Below are 19,104 nucleotides of genomic sequence, written 5' to 3'. Positions count from 1 at the left end.
GTTACCCGTCGGTCCGGGGCTGTCCGGCCATGACCAGGCTCAATTCGTGGACCCCGCCGTCTTCGATCCGGACCGGGACGCCCCAATCCTGGCGGGTGATCCGGCACGCCGGGTGCTCGCCGCCGTCATCGCAGCTCGCGGCCTGCGCGACGACCTGCAGGACGCCCTCCGCAACCCCCGGGGCCAGGCGGATCTTGCGGGTCAGGTCCGTGCCGGTCCCGCCGCCGGCGGCCAGCAGCGATGGCGGCGACGCGCTGATCTCGAGCCGCGTCGACGGGCCGAAGCGGTCGTCCAGCTTCTCGCCCGGCGGGGCCGTGAACACCACCGAAAAGTCGATCTCGCCGGGGGCGAGCACCGTCGGCGGGCGGCGGACCGCGTGCGCGTCGCCGGTGACGAGCGTCGGCTCGGTCGTCGGGAGCAGGCCGATGCGGTTGCCCGCGGACTCGACGACGAGCAGTTCGCCGTCGTGCAGCAGCAGCCCCTGCGGCTCGGCGAGCCCGGTGGCGATCGTGGTCACCTGGCGGGTGAAGACGTCGAAGCGGCGAACCGCGCCGTTGTAGGTGTCGGCGATCGCGATCTTGTCGCCGGGCAGCACGGCGAGGCCCAGCGGGTGCTGGAGCAGCGCCTGATCGGCCGGGCCGTCGGTGTGGCCGAAGGAAAACAGGTCGACGCCGATCGCGGTCTGCACGGTGAACGACTCGCCGTCGGGCTCGATCCAGCGCAGCGCCGACGTCTCCGCGTCGACGAGCCACAGCTTGTCGCCGTCCACGGCCAGGCCGGACGTCTGCGCGAAGAACGCTTCGCCGGCCTCGCCGTCGCGAAGGCCTTCGACGGTCGTCCCGGCGAAGCGGCGGATGGTGCCGCCGACCGGGTCGAACACGCTCAGCGTGTGGTTGCCCGCCATGGCGACGACGACCCCGCCGGCCGGTCCCCACCAGGCGACGTCCCACGGGCTCGTGAGGTCGACCTCGGCGGCCTTGCCCGAGTCCGGCCCGTTGCGCCACTGCGCGCCGGTGCCGGCGACCGTCGTCACCTCGCCGGTGATCAGGTCGAGGCCGCGCAGCCGGTGACCGGCCGTGTCGGCGACGACGGCGTGATAGCCGACGCGCTCGGCGATGTCGTAGGGGAGGAGGGCGATGCCCGACGGCTCGGTGAAGGTCGCGATGTCGAACGGACCGTCCTGGCTCCCGCGGGCCCCGCTGCCGAAGCGGCGGATGACGGTCTCGCCGTCCGAAGCGAACTCGACGATGGCGTGGTGCCCGGTGTCGGCGACCAGGACGCGTCCCTCGGCGGTGGCGACGGCTTTGCTCGGGAACCGAAGCTCGCCGGGCTGCTCCTCGACCGGCACGTACGGGCTGCCGCCGCGGCGCAGCGTCCCCTTGGCTTCGTGCTTCTTCACGAGGTCCGCGATGACGCGGCGAAGCGCCTCTTCGTGCCCTTCGCCCGCGGCGACGTGCACGACGTACCCCTCGGGATCGACGACGACGAGCGTCGGCCACGCGCGCACCGCGTACTGCGACCACAGCTCCATCTCGGGGTCGTTGACCACCGGGTGGTGCACCTCGTAGCGGCGGACCGCGGCCTCGATCGAGGCGCGCTCGCCCTCGTGCAGGAACTTCGGCGAGTGGACACCGATGGTGACCAGCACGTCCGCGAACTCGGCTTCCAGCGGACGCAGCTCGTCGAGCACGTGGAGGCAGTTGATGCAGCCGCTGGTCCAGAAGTCCAGCAGCACGACGCGGCCGCGCAGCTCGGCGAGGGTGATCGGGCGGCCGCCGGTGTTCAGCCAGACGTCGCCGCGCAGCTCGGGGGCGCGCACGCGGCTCTGCGGTCGTGGAGAAGTCACGGCATGAGTGAACTACACGCGCTCACGCTCTGTTCCGCGGTCCGCCCGATGAGAGAACAAACTCACCCCGTAGTGGACCTCCCAGGTCGGTGCGAAAAAGGACGCGCGGGCGGGTGAGCCGCCGCTTAGGCTCGGGCCATGACCCCCGTCCAACCGGCCGGCGCCCTCACTCCGGAGGAGGCGCGGCACCTGCAGGAGAGCCTCCGGGAACCCGTGCGTCCCGGGCTGAGCGAAACCGAGCTCGACGACGTCGAGCGCCGGTTCGGCTTCCGCTTCGCCGCGGACCACCGGACGTTCCTGGCCGCCGGCGTCCCGATCGGCGACCGCTGGCCCGACTGGCGCTGCGGCAACACCGAGCAGCTGCGCAAACGTTTGGCATGGCCGGTCGACGGCGTGCTGTACGACGTCGAGCACAACGGCTTCTGGCTGCCGGACTGGGGCACGCGCCCGGTCGGCCCGGAGGACGCCGTCCGCGAAGCCCGGCGGCGCCTGGCCGACGTGCCGCAGCTGGTGCCGGTGTGCGGGCACCGATATCTGCCCGGCCTGGCCGGCACGGTGGGCTACCCGGTGCTGTCGGTGTACCAGACGGACATCATCGTCTACGGCAGTGACCTGCGCGATTACCTGCACCGCGAGTTCGCGACGGGCGGGATCAGCACGGCCCCACCGGACGGCCCCCGCTACATCCCGTTCTGGTCCCGCTTCATCGACTAGCTTCGGCTGCCCGCTTCAGCCGGGCCAGGGTGGCGGCGGCGATGTTGGCCTGTTCGCGGTCCCAGACCCCGGTCACGGTCGAGCTCGCGACCTTGAACCACCCCGGCCGCCGCTCCCACATGCTTTCGACGACGACACACCCGTCGCGGGCGGGTTCGAAGTCGCACTGCCAGCGCGCAACGGGCAACCCGGCGACCGAGGTGACCTCGAAGCCGAACCGCCGCCCGGGCTCGGCGTCGGTGATGGTGGACAGGGTGTTCCACCGCCGGAGCCCGCGCCGGTTGCGCCCGCGGAACTTCGCACCGACGGAGGCCCGCTTGCCGAGGTCACTGACCGCCGGATACCCGGCTGTGGATGGCGGGAGGGTGATGTGGACAGCCAGGGCCGGAAACGCTGTTACGGCCGGGCTTGTCGGACCCCGCGGGTAGACTGGACCTGGGGACGCCCCCCGGAGAGGGTGGGGGCTGGTTTGGGGGTCTCGGGCCGGGCCCGGCTCAGTTCTCCCGGCGCAGCATGCGGCTCACGCCGGCCGCCACGGTGGTCGCGAGGATCCAGCCCGAGGCCGTGAAGCCCGCCGCCACCCAGTTGTCCGGGCCGTGCATGTACCACCTCGACTTGTTGCCGAAGTCCACGATCGGGACCAGCAGGTCCGCCGTGTAGATCACCGGGTTCCACTGGAGCCCCGTGTCCTGCTGGTTCACTACGCACCGGGGGCCGCTCGCCACGAAGCGGCCGGACTTGTCGTGAACGCAGTCGTCGGTGCCCAAGCCGAACCACAGGCTGCCCAGGACCAGCAGCGTCAGGAGCCAGCCGAGCGCGCGGACCGGGCGGTAGCCGTAGCCGACCATCGAGCGCTGGAGCCAGCTCCACAGCCGCACCCCCGGGCCGAAGAACTTGAAGCCGCGCGCCAGCGCCTCGTAGCGGAACTGTTGCTTGCGCAGGGCCACCGTCGAGGCGTGCTCTTCGTTTCCCGCCGCGCGGAGCATGTGCGCCAGCTGGTCGTACGGACCTGGCCGGTAACCGCGCATCGCGCTGCGCAGGAGCTCGATGCGGTCGTCCAGCGCCTTGTCGTCGGCGAGGGGGATGCCCTTCTTGAGCGCGTCGTAGCGGAAGTCCTCCAGCTCGATGCCGTCGGAGGCCGCCCAGAACTGCTCGTTGTCGCTCAGCGTTCCGCAGTGGGCTCTGCGCAGCACGATCCGGCCCGTCGGTGGGCTGCTCGGGGTCAGGATGAACTCGTCCGAGGCGACGTCGCCCGCGTCGAGAGCCACGCCGAACGGCGGTAGCGAACCGAGCTGGGATCCGCGCAGGTCCACGCGCCGGGCGACCTGGGCGCCGTCGAGGTTGACGCCGCCTTCGGCCACGAACGGGCGGCCGTTGTTGTCCCGGAGCGTCAGGTCGCGGCCGACCCGGCCGGTGCGGACGTCGAGGGAATAACTGCTGGTCGCACGGCGGCCCGGGTCCGTCAGCCGGGTGCCCGCCAGGTTGATGCTGCCGCCGACGTCCACACCCTGCAGGCGCAGCGTGCCGTGGATGGTGGCGTCGGTGAGCTGGAAGTTGCCCGCGATCTTCGACCGGCGGGCGGAGAAGACGTCCCGGTCGGGGTGGCGGAACATCGAGTTCCAGGCCAGGAAGTTGCCGCCGACGGTGACGTCGGCCAGGCGCAGCTGTCCGGCCGGGACGCGCAGGCTCGTCGCCTCGATGTCGCCGCCGATCTCGGTGCCGTCGAGGTGCAGCGCGCGGTCGTAGTACGGCACCGTCTTGCCGCGCTCGACCCGGATCTCGGCGCCGGCCAGCCGCAGCGAGCCGCCGATCCGGGCGTTCACCATGCGCAGCGTGCCCAGCGCCTGCAGGCCGTCCGACAGCTCGACGTTCCCGTCGACGCGCATCCGGTCGGCGACCAGCGCCGGCCGGGGGTCGATGTACGGGTCGTTGGACTTCCACGCGTCGACGGCGATCGGCCCGTGCTGGGACACCGTCAGCTTGGCCTCGCGCAGCGAGATGTCGCTGTCCACCGTGGCGCTCGGCAGGTACATGATCCCGGTGGCGGAGAACCGCTTGCGCTGGCTGGCCGGCCCGTAGTTGTCGACTTCGCACAGCAGGCTGCCGCCGATGTGCAGGCCGTTGCCGTTGAGCGCGAAGCCGTCCGGGTTGTTCAGCGTGGCGCCCGAGAAATTCACGTTACCGCCGGTCCGCACACCGGGGAGCCGGACTTCGCCGTTCGCGACCATCCGGTAGGCCAGCAGCGCGCCGGTCAGCACGAGCCGGTCGGCCTGGATCGCCTTGCCGTGCGGGTGGGAGATGACGGTGCGGGTGAGCACCATCGAGCCCTCGATCACCGCGTCGGTCAGGTTGACCGCGGCGTTCGGCATGCCGCGTTCGCGGTCGTCGCCGCGCTGCACGGTCGTCTCTTCGATCTCCCGCCGGTCCCCGTCGACCTGCACGACGCTGCGGATCAGCCGGACGTCGTTGCGGCTGCGCATGTTGCGGGCCTTGAGCCCGGGCAGCCAGCACTTGCGGAACACGAGCCCGAGCAGGTTCGCCTCGCGCACGTCCGGCGGCTGCTCGAACCGGCAGCGCTCGAACCGGAACAGGTACTTCAGGTCCGCGGCCCGCAGGTCCAGCGTCCCGGTGATGTAGGCGTCCTCGACGTAGACGATCGGGGCGTTCGTGGCCTGACGCCGCCAGCGCATCAGGCCCGCGTTGCCGGGTTTGAGCAGTTCGGAGGCCTTGACCTCGTAGCGGCGGTCCGGGATGCCCGCGAAGGGGTCCAGCGGCGGCAGCACGCTTTCGGTCGTCATGAGCGGCTCCCCCTCCGTCACCCCGCCATCAAGGTAGCGAAAAAACGGCGGAAACGGTGCCGGAACACCGTTTCCGCCGCACTCTGCTTCTTTCGGGGGCTCCGGGTGGCGAAGCCCCCGGCCCGGGGCGAAGCCCCGGATGTCACAGCCTCAGGCGTTGGGGTTCAGCACCCGGGCGAGGAACGATTGGGTCCGCTCCTCACGCGGGCTCCCGATGACCTGCTCGGGCGGTCCCTCCTCGACGACGACCCCGCCGTCCATGAACAGGACCTTGTCGGCCACCTCGCGCGCGAACTGCATCTCGTGCGTGACGACGACCATGGTCATGCCGTCCTTGGCGAGCTGCTTCATCACGCCCAGGACGTCGCCGACGAGCTCCGGGTCCAGCGCGGACGTCGGCTCGTCGAACAGCATCAGCTTCGGCTGCATCGCCAGCGCCCGGGCGATCGCGACGCGCTGCTGCTGCCCGCCGGACAGCTGCGCGGGGTAGTTCTTCGCCTTGTCCGCGAGGCCGACGCGGTCCAGCAGCTCCAGCGCGCGCTCCCGCACCTGGGCCTTCGGCTCGCGCCGGACCTGGACCGGCGCCTCCATGATGTTTTCGAGCGCCGTCATGTGCGGGAAGAGGTTGAAGCGCTGGAACACCATGCCGATGTCCTTGCGCTGGAACGCGACCTCGTTCTCGCGCAGCTCGTGCAGCTTGTCGCCGCGCTGCCGGTAGCCGACGAGCACGCCGTCGACGTAGAGCCGGCCGGCGTCGATCTTCTCGAGGTGGTTGATGCAGCGCAGCAGCGTCGACTTGCCCGAGCCGGACGGCCCGATCAGGCAGAGCACCTCCCGCTCGTGCACCTCGAGGTCGATGCCCTTGAGGACGTCGACGCTGCCGAAGCTCTTGTAGATCTTCTGGGCGGACACCACGGGGGTCATGTGACGTTTCCTCCACCCCGGCTGAACAACCTCGTCGCCCAGCCTTGCCGCTGGACCACGCCCTGCGAGGTACCCCGGGCGAAGTACTTCTCGATCTGGAGCTGGATGACGGTCAGGATCGACGTCATGAACAGGTACCAGATCACCGCGGTGAGCAGCAGCGGGATCGTCTTGAAGTTCTGCGCGTAGATGGTCTGGACCGCGACCATCAGCTCGTAGTAGCCGATCGCGACCACCAGTGACGTGGTCTTGAGCATCGCGATCGTCTCGTTGCCGGTGGGCGGCACGATCACCCGCATCGCCTGCGGCAGCACGATGCGCCGCAACGTGGTCGTCCGCTTCATGCCGAGCGCGGACGCCGCCTCCAGCTGGCCGCTGTCGATCGACTGGATACCACCGCGCACGATCTCCGCCATGTACGCGGCCTCGTTCAGCCCGAGGCCGAGCAGTGACGCCGTGAACTGGTTGATCAGGTCGTTCGTGCCCCACGAAACGAACTCGGGCCCGAAGGGGATCCCCAGGCCGAGCCGCGGGTAGGCGAACGCGAGGAAGTTCCAGAACACCAGCTGCGTGATCAGCGGGGTGCCGCGGAACAACCAGATGTAGATGCCGGCGGCGCCCTTGGTCAGCGGGTTCGGCGACAGCCGCATCACCGCCAGCAGGACCCCGCCCACGATGCCGATGAGCATCGAGATCACGGTCAGGATCAGGGTGTTCTGGAGACCGCGCAGCACGCGGTCGTTGAACATGTAGTCCCAGACGACGGGCCAGGCGAAGTTGTCGTTCGTGACGATGCTGCGAACGACGATGAAGGCGATGAAGAGGACGACCACCCCGGCCACCCAGCGCCCGTAGTGGCGCACCGGGACGGCCTTGATGGGTTTGGTGTCGACGGCCTCCCGCTCATCGGGAGGCGCGTCGGAAGAACTGGACACTGGCTAAGCCCTCTCTAGCCGGCTCAGGACGCCGCCGGGTTGAGTTCCGACTTGGTGACCGCGCCGGCCGCCGACAGACCCCACTTGTCGAGGATCTTCTTGTAGGTGCCGTCGTCGATCAGGGCCTGGACCGCCGACTGGACCGCCTTGCCGTAGTCGCCGCTGTCCTTCTTCAGGATGATGCCGTAGGGCGCCGTGTCGTACGGCTCGCCGACGACCTCCAGCTGCCCGTTCGTCTGCTTGACCGCGTAGTCGACGACCGGGGAGTCGGCCAGCTCGCCCTGCACCCGCTTCGCGGTGAGCGCGAGGTTCACGTCGGTCTGCGCCTGCAGCTGGGTGACGTCGATCGCCGGCTTGCCCGCCGAGGTGCACTTCTGCGAGCGGGTCTGCAGGTCGTCGACCTGCGTGGTGCCCTTCTGCACGCCGATCTTCTTGCCGCACAGGTCGTCGACGTTCAGCTTGTCGGGGTTGCCCTTGAGCACGCCGAGCGACGTCCCCGCCTTGTAGTAGCTGACCATGTCGACGATCTGGAGCCGTTCGGCCTTGACGCTGAACGACGACATCGCCAGCTCGTACTTGCCGGCCTGGATGCCCGGGATGATCCCGTCGAAGGCGGCGTTCTGGAACTCCATCTTCAGGCCGAGCTTCTGCCCGATCGCGGTGCCGAGGTCCACGTCGAAGCCGGTGACCTTGCCGCTCTCGTCCTGGAATTCGTTCGGCGGGTAGCTCTGGTCCTGGCCGACCAGGATCTTGCCGTCCGTCTTGACCGCGTCCGGCACCATGGCCGCCAGCTTGTCGTCCTTGGCGACCGCGCCCAAGTCACCGCCGGCGCCCGGGGCAGCGGCCGAGCTGCTGGGCTTGACGTCGCCCGCGCCACTCCCTCCCGCTCCGCACGCCACGGTCAAGCCGACCAGGGCGAACGCAGGCAGCAGGGCGATCGCCTTGAGCTGGGTTCCTCGGGCCACGTCGTCACTCCTCGTAGTTCTCAGTTCGTGAGAGCACGCATATTGCCACTCATCCATACCAAAGCACAGCACTGTGAAGTTACGGCGATGTTTACGACGGCGCGCGTCGCACCGCGGGTATCGCGCCCACCCCGGGGCGTGGGTAAGGATGTCGACCATGAACGCCACCCCGCCGCGGCTGCCCCCGTCCGGTCGACGCGCGAGGACGGCGGCGACCAGCCGGATCACCCGTCCGGGAGACCGGTTCGAGGGGTACCTCTCGCCGGCGCGGCCGCACGCCGGCGCGTACGACGAGATGTTCGCCGCCGACGGCACGGTCCGCGGCCCGTACCGGGCGCTGTACGAATCGATCGCGGCCCTCGACGCGCACGACCTGAACTCGCGGTCGCTCGCGCTGGACCGGGCGATGGTCGACCAGGGCATCACGTTCTCGCTGTCCGGGCAGGAGCGGCCGTTCCCGCTGGACCTCGTCCCGCGGGTGATCCAGGCCGCCGAGTGGACGAAGCTCGAACGCGGTGTCGCCCAGCGCGTCCGCGCGCTCGAGGCGTTCCTCGCGGACGTCTACGGCGACCGGCAGATCCTGCGCGACGGCGTGCTGCCGCGGCGGCTGATCACCACCTGCGCGCACTTCCAGCGGGAGGCGTTCGGCATCACCCCGCCGAACGGTGTGCGCCTCCACGTGTCCGGTGTGGACCTGGTGCGGGACGAAGAGGGCACGTTCCGGGTGCTCGAGGACAACCTCCGCAACCCGTCCGGGGTGTCGTACGTGATGGAGAACCGGCGCACGATGGCCCGGGTGTTCCCGGACCTGTTCGCCCAGCACCGCGTGCGCCCGGTCGGTGACTACGCGTCACACCTGCTCCGGGCGCTGCGCGCGGCGGCCGCGGCGAACGTCGCCGACCCGACGGTCGTCGTGCTCACCCCCGGCATCCACAACTCGGCGTACTTCGAGCACTCGCTGCTGGCGCGGCTGATGGGTGTCGAGCTCGTCGAAGGCCGCGACATGTTCTGCCGCGACAACGTCGTCTACCTGCGGACCACCGAGGGCGAGCGCCCGGTCGACGTCATCTACCGGCGGATCGACGACGAGTTCCTCGATCCCGTGCACTACCGGCCGGACTCCGTGCTCGGCGTCGCCGGCGTCCAGAACGCGGCCCGGGCGGGCAACGTCGTGATCGCGAACGCGATCGGCAACGGCGTCGGCGACGACAAGCTCGTCTACACCTACGTGCCGGAGATGGTGAAGTACTACCTGAACGAAAAGCCGCTGCTGCCCAATGTGGACACCTTCCGCTGCTGGCTGCCGGACGAGTTCGACCACGTCATGGCCCACCTCGACGAGCTGGTCATCAAGCCGGTCGAGGGCTCCGGCGGCTACGGGATCGTGTTCGGCCCGGAGGCGACGAAGAAGGAGCTGGACACGCTGCGGCGCAAGGTCCGCGCGCACCGGCGCGGCTGGATCGCGCAGCCGGTGGTCCAGCTCTCGACCGTGCCGGCCAAGGTGGGCGACCGGCTCGCGCCGCGGCACGTCGACCTGCGGCCGTTCGCCGTCAACGACGGCAAGGAGATCTTCGTGCTCCCCGGCGGCCTGACCCGGGTGGCGCTGCCGGAGGGCAGCCTGGTCGTCAACTCTTCGCAGGGCGGTGGCTCGAAGGACACCTGGGTACTGGCGTCCCGCGCGTCCACGGCCGAACGCGAGCTGGAGCAACCCGCACTCGGTGCCATGTCCACTGTGGATGGACTGGTCACCGAGCAGGGGCCCGAGCTGACGACGTCCCAGCAGCAGCAACAGCAGCAGCAACAACAGAGCTAGGGAGGTTCGCATGCTCGCACGCAACGCGGAGTCGCTGTACTGGATCGGCCGGTACGTCGAACGCGCCGACGACACCTCCCGGATCCTCAACGTCTCGGTCCACCAGCTGCTGGAAGACGCGACCGTCGACCCGGACCACGCGAGCCGCCAGCTCCTGGCCGTCCTGGGCATCGACCCGGCGGGCGCGGAGTCACTGGACGTGTGGAAGCTGACCGAGCTGGTGGCGTACGGGAAGGACAACCCCGCGTCGATCGTCGGCTCGATCAACTCGGCGCGCGAGAACACCCGCGGCGCCCGCGAAGTCGTCTCGACCGAGCTGTGGGAATGCCTGAACGCGACCTGGAACGCGGTGCCCGACCGGCAGCGCTACGCCCGGCGCGCCGGGCCGCACGCGTTCCTGTCCTTCGTCGAGGAGCGCGCGGCGATGTTCGCCGGGCTGGCCGACTCGACGATGAGCCGGGACGACGGCTGGCTGTTCATGGTGCTGGGCCGCTCGATCGAACGCGCCGACATGGTGGTGCGGCTGCTGCTGTCCCGGGTCGCGGACCGCGCGTCCTCGCCGGGCTGGATCACCGTGCTGCGCTCGGCCGGCGCGCAGGACACCTACCTGCGCACCTACCGGGGTGCCCTGGACGCCGGCCGCGTCGTGCAGTTCCTGTTGCGGGACACGCTGTTCCCGCGCTCGGTGTTCCACGCGCTGCGGCAGGCCGAGGAGTGCCTGCAGCGGCTCGACCCGGGCGGCGGCGCGCGCACCAACGAGAAGTCCGAGGCCCTGCGCGAGCTCGGCCGGGCCCGCAGCGAACTGGAGTTCCTCCGCCCGTCGGAGCTGCTCACCGACCTCCCCCGGCGGCTCGGTGCGTTGCAGACGTCGATCAAGGAGATCGGCGAAGCGGTGTCGATGCAGTACTTCAGCACGTCGCCGTGGGTGGCGTGGAGCGGCGCGGAGGTTTCGCTGTGACGTGGCAGCTGCGGGTGGCGCACCGGACCGGGTACCGGTACGCGACACCGGCGACGCAGTCGTACAACGAGGCCCGGCTGACCCCGCGCTCGGACCGCCGCCAGACGACGGTGGCGACCCGCATCGAGACGGCCCCGGCCACCCGCGCGTACCGGTACACGGACTACTGGGGCACGGTCGTGACGTCGTTCGACCTCCACGCGCCGCACACGGAGTTCACGGTGCTGGCGACCTCGGTGGTCGAGACGGCGGACGAGGCGGAACCGATCCGGACGGCGTCGTGGAAGGACTTGCGTTCGGAGACGGTCGTCGACCACCGCACCGAGTACCTGACCCCGACCGACTACACCCCGCGCGACCTCGCCTTGGCGCGCGAAGCCCGCGCGCTGCGCCGCGGCCTGGACCCGGCGGACGCGGTGCTGGCGGTGTGCGAGTGGGTGAACAAGCAGCTCAAGTACCAGCCCGGCACCACGGGCGTCCACTCGACCGCGACGGACGCCTGGCAGGCGCGCAAAGGCGTGTGCCAGGACTTCGCGCACGTGACGCTGGTGATGCTGCGGGCGATCGGCGTCCCGGCCCGGTACGTGTCCGGCTACCTGCACACGAAACCGGACGCGAAGCTCGGCGAGGTGGTCGAGGGCGAGTCCCACGCGTGGGTCGACGTCTGGACCGGCGGGTGGTGGGCGTACGACCCGACGAACGCGATCCCGGTCGGGCCGCGGCACGTGTGGGTGGCGATGGGCCGGGACTACGCCGACGTGGCGCCGTTGAAGGGCATCTTCACCGGCGGCGGTCAATCCACTTTGGACGTTTCGGTCCAGCTGACCCGGCTCGGCTAGAGCAGGAAGGTGCCGCCCGCCGCTTCGGCGACTTCCGCGCCGAGGGCCGACGCCGGGGTGTGCGCGCCGGGTTTGCCCTCGCCGCGGGCCAGGCGGGCCGCGACTTCGGCCACGACCGCCGTGGTGAAGTCCATGCCCTCGCCGGCGCGGAGCCAGCCTTCGCGCGTCGTGCCGTCCGGCCAGGTGACGACGGCGTGGCCCCAGGAGTGCGTGCGAGGGCGTGGCGCGGCCTTCGTCGTCACCCTGGCCAGCCGCCCGACCGCGAACCGGCGCACGACCGGGATCGACACCACCCGGCCGAGCAGGGGCAGGAGCGCCCGGACCACCGGAGCGGCCGGCGCCAGCGCGGAGGTGACCGTGACGTCCGGCGCGCCGGACGCGCGCCGGGCGGCGATCAGCTCACCGGTGGGAAGGCCCGCCGCCCGCACCGACTCGCCGTCCGGCAGGGCGATGGTCCTCGGGGCAGCGCCGGGCCTGGCCGTGGTGAGGCCGTCCACGACGCTGGCGGCCAACGCGACCCCCACGGCTCCTGCTTCGATGGCGACGGACGCCAGCGCGTCGACCTGCACGCGGCTCGGGGTGTCGCGTCCTTCGCACAGCTTCGCCACGACGGATTCCGTGGCCAGGACGCCGAAGCCGGCGCCGGTCACGAAGGTGCTGCCACCGGCCAGGGCCTCCTCGTGCAGGTCGAGCAGCCGCGAAACGGCGGCGAGGTCCGCGGCCATGTCGACGTAATGGCCACCGGGCAGGCAAGCTCGCGCGATCGTCTCGGCCGTGGCGGCGTACTCGCCGATCGTGTTGACGACGACAGCCGGCCGCTGCCGCCGGATCTCCGCGGCGATGGCCTCGACGCCGTCGGCGACGACGAACTTCGAGCCGGTCGCCGCCAAGCGTTCCCGGTCGCGCCCGACCAGCACGGGCGGCAGGCCCCTTGCGGCCAGCTCAGCGGTGATACCGCGACCCGTGCGGCCCAAGGCTCCCAGCACCCAGATCTCCATGTCGACCTCCAGTGATGTCTCAGTGTGTCGTCACTGACCCTAGCACGTGATGACACACTGAGACGTCGGTTAGGGTGAGGCGTGGCCAGATGGGATCCCGGGACCGCGGACCGGCTGCGGAAAGCCGCGCTGGAGCTGTTCGCCGAGCACGGGTACGACGCCGTGACGATCACGCAGATCGCCGAGCGCGCCGGGATCACGCGCCGCTCGTACTTCCGCTACTTCCCCGACAAGCGCGAAGTCCTCTTCGCCGGCGCGGAGCAGCTACCGCCCGCGGTCGCCGAAGCCGTCCTCGCCGCCGAAGAGGCGGAGTCGCCGCTTCGCACGGCTCTCGGCGCGCTCGTCGAGGTCGGCACCCGGGTCACGCGGCTCGTCGACCCGTCGCCGGAACGCCGGGCCGTGATCGCTTCGAGCGCCGAACTCCGCGAACGCGAGCGGAGCAAGGGCGCGGCGATCACGGCCGCGATCCAGGACGCCCTGGAACGCCGGGGAACCCGTCCCGAGCTGGCGAAACCGGCGGCGCAGGTCGCGGCGATCGTCTTCGGCGACGCCTTCGACCGCTGGATCGACGAAGGCGGGAAGCAGGAGTTCCCGGCCTACCTGGAGACGGCCGCCGCGACCTTGCGCGAGGCCTGCGGTTAGCCGCGCGCGTGGGCGTCCAGGATGTGCGCGACGGCCTCGGTGACCTGCTGCGCGTAGTCCAGGTGCAGCCACTCGTCCGGCACGTGGATGTTCGAGTCCGCCCCGCACGCCCCGGTGACCAGGAACTGCGCGTCCGGGTACTTCCGCGAGAGCAGGCCCATGAACGGGATCGAGCCGCCCATGCCGGTCGCGCGGTGGGGACGGCCGAAGACCTCGTCGCTGACCGTGCGCAGGGCCGTCGTCAGCCACGGCGATTCGGTCGGCGCGTTCCAGCCGCTCTCCGCCTGCGGAGAGCCGAGCGTCACCTTCGCGCCGTACGGGACGTCGGTGGTCAGGACGCGCTTCACGGCTTCGAGCGCCTTCTCGGCGTCGGCCGTTGGCGGCAGGCGGAAGCTCAGTGTCAGGGTGGTGCTCTCGCGCAGGACGTTCCCGGCGTCGGCGGGCTTCGGGAAGCCGTCGGCCCCGATCACCGACAGCGTCGGGCGCCACGCGTTGTTGAGCATCAGCTCCAGCGCGTCCTCCGTGATCACGCGCCCGCCTTCGACCAGCGGGAACGCCTTCGACAGCGCCTCCGGGAAGTCCTGCGAGACGGCCTTGAGCTCCGAGAGCCGGTTCGCTGGGACGTCGACCTTGAGCTCGTCCAGCAGCAGTTCGCCAGTCGCGCTGTCCTCGAGGCGTTCGATCAGGTGCCGCAGGATCCGGAACGAGCTCGCGACGACACCGCTCGCGATGCCGGAGTGCTGCGCCGAACCCAGCAGCTGCACCGTGACGTCGAGGTGCAGCATCCCGCGCAGGCTCGTGACCAGCCACAACCGCTCGTAGTCGCTGCCGCCGGCGTCGAGGCAGACCACCAGCGAGACGTGGCCGATGCGGTCGGCCAGGTGCTCGACGTAGGCGGGCAGGTCCGGGCTGCCGGACTCCTCGCCGGTCTCCAGGAGCAGCACGACGCGGGCGTGCTCGCCGCCGGCGGCGTGCACGGCCTCGATCGCCGTCGTCGCCGAGTAGCCGGAGTAGCCGTCGTCGACGGACCCGCGGCCGTACAGCCGGCCGTCGCGGATCACCGGGGTCCACGGGTCGAGGCCCTCGGACCAGCCGCCCACCGGGGGCTGCTTGTCCAGGTGGCCGTACATCAGGACGGTGCCCTTGTCCGCCGCGCCCGGGGTCGCCGGGACGTCGACGAGCAACAGCGGGGTCCGGTCTCCGAGCCGGACGACCTCGAGGGTGGCGCCGGGCAGGTCACGCCCGGCGATCCACTCGCGGACGTGGTCGACGGCGGCGGCGAGGTGGCCGCTCTTCGCCCATTCGGCGTCGAAGGCCGGGGACAAGGCGGGGATCGCCACCAGCCCGGACAGACTCGGGATGACGTCGTTGGTCCACGACGACACGACGGATTCACGCACGGATTTCTGCTCCACGTGGCCCATCGTGCCACGCGGGGGAGAGCGTGCGGCACATCACAACGGCGTCGCGCACGCGGGTGATCACGCGATCACACGATCACGCCACGCCTGGTGAGCACGGCGACCGGCACCCGACTCTCGTAGGTCCGATGCTCGGGCTTCCTAGCGTTTTCCCTGTTCAGGACCCCTTTCTCAGCAACAAATCAGTATCCGTGACTCACCAAAGCGCGGACCTTCGTGCCAGGATGTCGGCGAGAACCGTCAACGCCGACGGTGACCGAGCGCTTCGGACCCGATGCGCTGGTCCCCGCCGGTGCAGTCGCTGTGGTCGCCACAAGCGGCCGCCAGAGGCACCGACACCGAGGAGTACAGCGCATGCCGTCCGAACAGTGGACGCACCCGGAGCCTGGAGACGGCCCCGCCGCGGTCGCGGCCCAGCCCTCCCCCGAACAGGTGATCGCCGGATTGCGAGCGACCAGCGAAGGTGGCGCTGAGCTGACTCAGCTGCTCACCCCCGAAGGCGAACGGGTTCCCTCGCCCCAGTTCGACAAGTACGTCGAGGACGTCGACGCCGAAGCACTCCGCGGCCTCTACCGCGACATGGTGCTGGTCCGGCGGGCCGACCGCGAGGCGAACGCCATGCAGCGCCAGGGCCAGCTCGGCATCTGGGTCCCGCTGCTCGGCCAGGAGGCCGCGCAGATCGGCTCCGGCCGCGCCCTCAAGGCGAACGACATGGCGTTCCCCAGCTACCGCGAGCACGGCGTCGCGTACGCGCGCGGGGTCGACATGAAGGACCTGCTGGGCATCTTCCGGTGCACCGACCACAGCGGCTGGGACTACCGGGGCCACGGCTTCCACCCGTACACCATCGTGATCGGCAACCAGGTGCTCAACGCCGCCGGTTACGCGATGGGCCAGAAGTTCGAGGGCAAGGTCGGCGACGACGACGGCGAAGCGACGATCTGCTACTTCGGCGACGGTGCCACTTCGCAGGGTGACGTCCACGAAGGATTCGTCTGGGCCGCCGTCTACGACGCGCCGCTCGTGTTCTTCTGCCAGAACAACCAGTGGGCGATCTCCGAGCCGACCGAGCGCCAGTCGCGCCTGCCGCTGTACCAGCGCGCCCGCGGCTACGGCTTCCCCGGCATCCGCGTCGACGGCAACGACGTCCTGGCCTGCCTGGCGGTGTCCCGCTGGGCGCTCGACGAGTGCCGGCACGGCAACGGCCCGGTGCTGATCGAGGCGTTCACCTATCGGATGGACGCGCACACGACGACCGACGACCCCACCCGCTACCGGCTCTCCGACGAGCTGGAGGAGTGGAAGCTCAAGGACCCGATCGAGCGCGTCCGCGCGTACCTGGCCCGCAACGGCTACGCCGACCACGACTACTTCGACAGTGTCCAGGCCGATGCCGACGCGTTCGCCGCCGACCTGCGCGAGTACACGTTCAACATGCCGGAGCCACCGCCGGAGCGGATCTTCAGCAACGTCTACGCCGAGGGCAACCCGGTGCTGGACGCGCAGCGCGAAGAGTTCCTGTCCTACCTCGACGGCTTCGTATCGGCGGGTGAGCACTGATGACCGACCTCCAGAAACTCACCATCGGCAAGGCGCTCAACCTCGGCCTGCGCCGCGCGATGGAAGAAGACCCGAAGGTCCTGATCATGGGGGAGGACGTCGGCAAGCTCGGCGGCGTCTTCCGGATCACCGACGGCCTGCAGAAGGACTTCGGCGAGCAGCGCGTGCTGGACACGCCGCTGGCGGAGTCCGGGATCATCGGCACCGCGGTCGGCCTGGCCGTGCGCGGCTTCCGGCCGGTGTGCGAGATCCAGTTCGAGGGCTTCATCTTCCCCGGCTTCGACCAGATCTCCTCGCAGCTGGCGAAGCTGCACTACCGGACGCAGGGCAAGATCAAGATGCCGGTCGTGATCCGGGTGCCCTTCGGCGGCGGGATCGGCGCGGTCGAGCACCACTCGGAGTCGCCGGAGTCGCTGTTCGCGCACATCCCCGGCCTCAAGGTCGTGTCCATTTCGAACGCCGTCGACGCCTACTGGGGCATCCAGCAGGCGATCAAGTCGGACGACCCGGTCCTGTTCTTCGAGCCGAAGCGGCTGTACCACTCGGGTGCGCTGCGGGCCGAAATCGACGTCGCCGGGACGCCGGTCTCGTGCTTCTCGTCGCAGGTCGTGCGCGAAGGCACGACGGCGACGGTCGTCGCGTACGGCCCGTCGGTGAAGGTCGCCCTCGACGCGGCCGCCGCGGCCGAGGACGAAGGCAAGTCGCTCGAGGTCATCGACCTGCGCACGCTCTCGCCGCTGGACCTCGGCCCGGTGTTCGAGTCGGTGCGCAAGACCGGACGGCTGATCGCGCTCTCGGAGGCGCCGTCGGAGTCGTCGCTGACGTCGGAGATCGCCGCGCGCGTCCAGCAGGAGTGCTTCTACTCGCTGGAGGCACCCGTCCTCCGGGTGACCGGGTTCGACACGCCGTACCCGCCGGCCAAGCTCGAGGAGCACTACCTCCCCGACCTGGACCGGGTGCTGCACACCGTCGACCGCTCGCTCGCCTGGTAAGGGGGACATCCGCGCAATGCCCACGTACAAACAATTCCCCCTGGCCGACACGGCGGAGGGGCTGACCGAAGCCGACATCCTGTCCTGGCACGTGAAGCCGGGCGACACCGTGACGGTGAACCAGATCGTGGTCGAGATCGAGACCGCGAAGGCCGCCGTCGAGCTGCCGATCCCGTGGGCCGGGGTCGTCACGGAGCTGCACGTCGAGCCGGGGCAGACGGTGGAGGTCGGCACGCCGATCCTCACCATCGACGTCGACCCGGGTGGTTCGGCCGCACCCGCGCCCGCGCCTGCGGCCGCCGCGCCGGCTCCCGTTGAAGAAGAAGAGATGAAGCCGCTGGTCGGCTACGGCTCCAAGGCCGTCGTCACGCAGCGGCGGGCCCGGAAGGGGGCTGCTCCGGCGGCCGCTGTCGCCGCTCCTCCGGCGCCTGCTCCCGCGCCTGCTCCGGTCGCTGCGGTTCCCGTGGCGGCTCCGCGTGGCGGGTACGTCCCGCTGGCGAAGCCGCCGGTGCGGAAGCTGGCGAAGGATCTCGGCGTCGACCTGCACTCGCTGACCGGAAGCGCTTCCGGTGGCGTGATCACCCGCGAGGACGTCGAGCGGGCGGCCAACGGGGCTGCCGTGGCCGAACCCGTCGTGTCCACTGCGGACTCCGGTTACGACCCGAAGACCCGCGAGCGGCGCGTGCCGATCAAGGGCGTCCGGAAGATGACCGCGGCCGCGATGGTGCAGAGCGCGTACACCGCTCCGCACGTCACGGAGTTCCTGACCATCGACGTCACGTCGATGATGGAGTTCCGCGAAAAGCTGAAGAAGTCGCGGGAGTTCGCCGGGGTCAAGGTCACGCCGCTGACGTTCGCCGCGAAGGCCGTGTGCCTGGCGGCGAAGCGCACTCCGGACGTCAACGCGGTCTGGGACGAGCAGGCGCAGGAGATCGTCTACAAGGACTACGTGCACCTCGGGATCGCGGCGGCGACGCCCCGCGGCCTGATCGTGCCGAAGGTCCGTGACGCCGACTCGATGTCGCTCAAGGAGCTGGCTCAGGCGTTGACGGCGCTCACCGATGTCGCCCGCGAGGGCAAGACGTCCCCGGCGGACATGGCGAACGGCACGTTCACGATCACGAACGTGGGCGTGTTCGGCGTCGACACCGGAACGCCGATCATCAACCCGGGCGAGTCCGCGATCCTGTGCCTCGGCGCGATCAAGGACCAGCCGTGGGTGGTGGACGGCGAGATCAAGGTCCGCAAGGTCCTCCAGCTGTCCCTGAGCTTCGACCACCGCGTGGTCGACGGCCAGCAGGGCTCGGAGTTCCTGGCCGACGTCGGCGCCTTGCTGGCCGACCCGGCGATGGCCATGACCTACTGAGTTCGCGCAGGTGAGGGCCGCCTTCGGGCGGCCCTCACTACTTCCGGAAGACGATCTTCCCGGCGTCGAGGTCGACGTGGGTGCGCGGCGGGGCGCCGTCGGCCTCGTCGTCGACCAGCATCAGCTGGACCTGGCGCTGCTCGAGCTCATGCTGCTTCGTGCCGCCGAGGATCGCTTCGACCTCTTCGGTCGCGACCGCGCTCGCCATGCGGGGGCCGTCGCCGCGGCGGTGCCACGGCAGGAACCGGCGGCCCCAGACCTCGAGCACGGCCAGCAGGAACAGCAGCACGACCAGCATCGGGAACACCATCGCCCAGACCACACCCATGGGCC

At 70.5% G+C, this 19,104-nt stretch carries 17 protein-coding genes; 8 read left to right on the top strand and 9 right to left on the bottom strand.

Features of this window, described 5'->3' with window-relative positions; genetic code table 11:
* Position 1 precedes the first annotated feature (1 nt).
* Positions 2–1,819 (bottom strand): NHL domain-containing thioredoxin family protein, encoded by a 1,818-nt coding sequence (locus tag ACFVYA_RS00085; RefSeq protein ID WP_387040947.1) that lies wholly within the window; start codon positions 1,817–1,819, stop codon positions 2–4.
* 165 nt (positions 1,820–1,984) lie between these two features.
* On the opposite strand from ACFVYA_RS00085, the gene ACFVYA_RS00080 reads away from it, so the two are divergent.
* Positions 1,985–2,560, top strand: a complete 576-nt coding sequence (locus ACFVYA_RS00080) for a hypothetical protein (RefSeq protein WP_387040523.1) — start codon at positions 1,985–1,987, stop codon at positions 2,558–2,560.
* Here the strand turns inward: ACFVYA_RS00080 and ACFVYA_RS00075 are convergent.
* From ACFVYA_RS00075 to ACFVYA_RS00055, 5 genes are all read right to left on the bottom strand, one after another.
* Entirely contained in the window at positions 2,550–2,930 is a 381-nt protein-coding gene (locus tag ACFVYA_RS00075; RefSeq protein WP_387040944.1) for an SRPBCC family protein, read from the bottom strand. The two genes, ACFVYA_RS00080 and ACFVYA_RS00075, sit on opposite strands and share 11 nt — an antisense overlap.
* Before the next feature lie 124 nt (positions 2,931–3,054).
* A complete protein-coding gene (locus tag ACFVYA_RS00070) occupies positions 3,055–5,358 on the bottom strand; it encodes an oxidoreductase (protein ID WP_285987364.1) in 2,304 nt (767 codons plus the stop codon).
* A gap of 150 nt (positions 5,359–5,508) precedes the next feature.
* Complete coding sequence (locus ACFVYA_RS00065; RefSeq protein WP_285987365.1) at positions 5,509–6,282, bottom strand: amino acid ABC transporter ATP-binding protein; 774 nt, start codon at positions 6,280–6,282, stop codon at positions 5,509–5,511.
* Positions 6,279–7,217, bottom strand: coding sequence for an amino acid ABC transporter permease (locus tag ACFVYA_RS00060; protein WP_387040519.1), 939 nt, complete (start codon positions 7,215–7,217; stop codon positions 6,279–6,281). Before ACFVYA_RS00060 ends, ACFVYA_RS00065 begins: the two co-directional genes overlap by 4 nt.
* A gap of 23 nt (positions 7,218–7,240) precedes the next feature.
* A complete protein-coding gene (locus tag ACFVYA_RS00055; protein ID WP_387040941.1) occupies positions 7,241–8,149 on the bottom strand; it encodes an ABC transporter substrate-binding protein in 909 nt (302 codons plus the stop codon).
* Positions 8,150–8,330: 181 nt separating this feature from the next.
* Here ACFVYA_RS00055 and ACFVYA_RS00050 point away from each other — a divergent pair, with 181 nt between their 5' ends.
* Genes ACFVYA_RS00050 through ACFVYA_RS00040 form a run of 3 tightly spaced genes read left to right on the top strand, consistent with a single transcriptional unit; the run spans position 8,331 to position 11,792 of the window.
* Entirely contained in the window at positions 8,331–9,995 is a 1,665-nt protein-coding gene (locus tag ACFVYA_RS00050; RefSeq protein WP_387040516.1) for a circularly permuted type 2 ATP-grasp protein, read from the top strand.
* 10 nt (positions 9,996–10,005) lie between these two features.
* On the top strand, positions 10,006–10,953 hold the full coding sequence (locus ACFVYA_RS00045) for an alpha-E domain-containing protein (RefSeq protein ID WP_285987369.1): 948 nt from the start codon (positions 10,006–10,008) through the stop codon (positions 10,951–10,953).
* Positions 10,950–11,792, top strand: a complete 843-nt coding sequence (locus ACFVYA_RS00040; protein ID WP_387040513.1) for a transglutaminase domain-containing protein — start codon at positions 10,950–10,952, stop codon at positions 11,790–11,792. Before ACFVYA_RS00045 ends, ACFVYA_RS00040 begins: the two co-directional genes overlap by 4 nt.
* Here the strand turns inward: ACFVYA_RS00040 and ACFVYA_RS00035 are convergent.
* On the bottom strand, positions 11,789–12,790 hold the full coding sequence (locus ACFVYA_RS00035; RefSeq protein WP_387040511.1) for a hypothetical protein: 1,002 nt from the start codon (positions 12,788–12,790) through the stop codon (positions 11,789–11,791). The genes ACFVYA_RS00040 and ACFVYA_RS00035 overlap by 4 nt on opposite strands.
* 81 nt (positions 12,791–12,871) lie before the next feature.
* On the opposite strand from ACFVYA_RS00035, the gene ACFVYA_RS00030 reads away from it, so the two are divergent.
* Complete coding sequence (locus ACFVYA_RS00030) at positions 12,872–13,432, top strand: TetR/AcrR family transcriptional regulator (RefSeq protein WP_387040509.1); 561 nt, start codon at positions 12,872–12,874, stop codon at positions 13,430–13,432.
* Here the strand turns inward: ACFVYA_RS00030 and ACFVYA_RS00025 are convergent.
* Positions 13,429–14,847 carry a M20/M25/M40 family metallo-hydrolase gene (locus ACFVYA_RS00025; RefSeq protein ID WP_387040506.1) on the bottom strand — a complete coding sequence of 473 codons (1,419 nt, stop codon included), beginning with the start codon at positions 14,845–14,847 and terminating at the stop codon, positions 13,429–13,431. The genes ACFVYA_RS00030 and ACFVYA_RS00025 overlap by 4 nt on opposite strands.
* Positions 14,848–15,207: 360 nt before the next feature.
* Between ACFVYA_RS00025 and pdhA the strand changes: the two genes are divergently transcribed.
* The 3 genes from pdhA to ACFVYA_RS00010 are packed head-to-tail and all read left to right on the top strand — an operon-like array spanning position 15,208 to position 18,771.
* The gene (gene pdhA, locus ACFVYA_RS00020) at positions 15,208–16,413 is read left to right on the top strand and encodes a pyruvate dehydrogenase (acetyl-transferring) E1 component subunit alpha (protein WP_387040504.1); all 1,206 of its coding nucleotides are present in this window, start codon (positions 15,208–15,210) and stop codon (positions 16,411–16,413) included.
* The gene (locus tag ACFVYA_RS00015) at positions 16,413–17,405 is read left to right on the top strand and encodes an alpha-ketoacid dehydrogenase subunit beta (protein ID WP_387040502.1); all 993 of its coding nucleotides are present in this window, start codon (positions 16,413–16,415) and stop codon (positions 17,403–17,405) included. Before pdhA ends, ACFVYA_RS00015 begins: the two co-directional genes overlap by 1 nt.
* A 16-nt stretch (positions 17,406–17,421) precedes the next feature.
* Positions 17,422–18,771: a dihydrolipoamide acetyltransferase family protein gene (locus tag ACFVYA_RS00010; protein WP_387040499.1), complete on the top strand. Its 1,350-nt coding sequence runs from the start codon at positions 17,422–17,424 to the stop codon at positions 18,769–18,771.
* Positions 18,772–18,808: 37 nt separating this feature from the next.
* Here ACFVYA_RS00010 and ACFVYA_RS00005 read toward each other — a convergent pair.
* Positions 18,809–19,104 (bottom strand): DUF6191 domain-containing protein (locus ACFVYA_RS00005; RefSeq protein WP_387040496.1); only part of this gene is annotated, 296 nt, incomplete at its 5' end.

Source organism: Amycolatopsis sp. NPDC058278 (genome assembly GCF_042881395.1).
Classification (GTDB): domain Bacteria; phylum Actinomycetota; class Actinomycetes; order Mycobacteriales; family Pseudonocardiaceae; genus Amycolatopsis.
The sequence above is the reverse complement of the archived record's forward strand: the minus strand, read 5'-3'. Positions and strand labels throughout refer to the sequence as shown.

Bases quoted from the DNA above. Each gene is read 5' to 3' on its own strand.
- ACFVYA_RS00080 (WP_387040523.1), top strand. From the start codon at position 1,985: ATGACCCCCGTCCAACCGGCCGGCGCCCTCACTCCGGAGGAGGCGCGG.
- ACFVYA_RS00070 (WP_285987364.1), bottom strand. From the start codon at position 5,358: ATGACGACCGAAAGCGTGCTGCCGCCGCTGGACCCCTTCGCGGGCATC.
- ACFVYA_RS00065 (WP_285987365.1), bottom strand. From the start codon at position 6,282: ATGACCCCCGTGGTGTCCGCCCAGAAGATCTACAAGAGCTTCGGCAGC.
- ACFVYA_RS00050 (WP_387040516.1), top strand. From the start codon at position 8,331: ATGTCGACCATGAACGCCACCCCGCCGCGGCTGCCCCCGTCCGGTCGA.
- ACFVYA_RS00045 (WP_285987369.1), top strand. From the start codon at position 10,006: ATGCTCGCACGCAACGCGGAGTCGCTGTACTGGATCGGCCGGTACGTC.
- ACFVYA_RS00035 (WP_387040511.1), bottom strand. From the start codon at position 12,790: ATGGAGATCTGGGTGCTGGGAGCCTTGGGCCGCACGGGTCGCGGTATC.
- pdhA (WP_387040504.1), top strand. From the start codon at position 15,208: ATGCCGTCCGAACAGTGGACGCACCCGGAGCCTGGAGACGGCCCCGCC.
- ACFVYA_RS00015 (WP_387040502.1), top strand. From the start codon at position 16,413: ATGACCGACCTCCAGAAACTCACCATCGGCAAGGCGCTCAACCTCGGC.
- ACFVYA_RS00010 (WP_387040499.1), top strand. From the start codon at position 17,422: ATGCCCACGTACAAACAATTCCCCCTGGCCGACACGGCGGAGGGGCTG.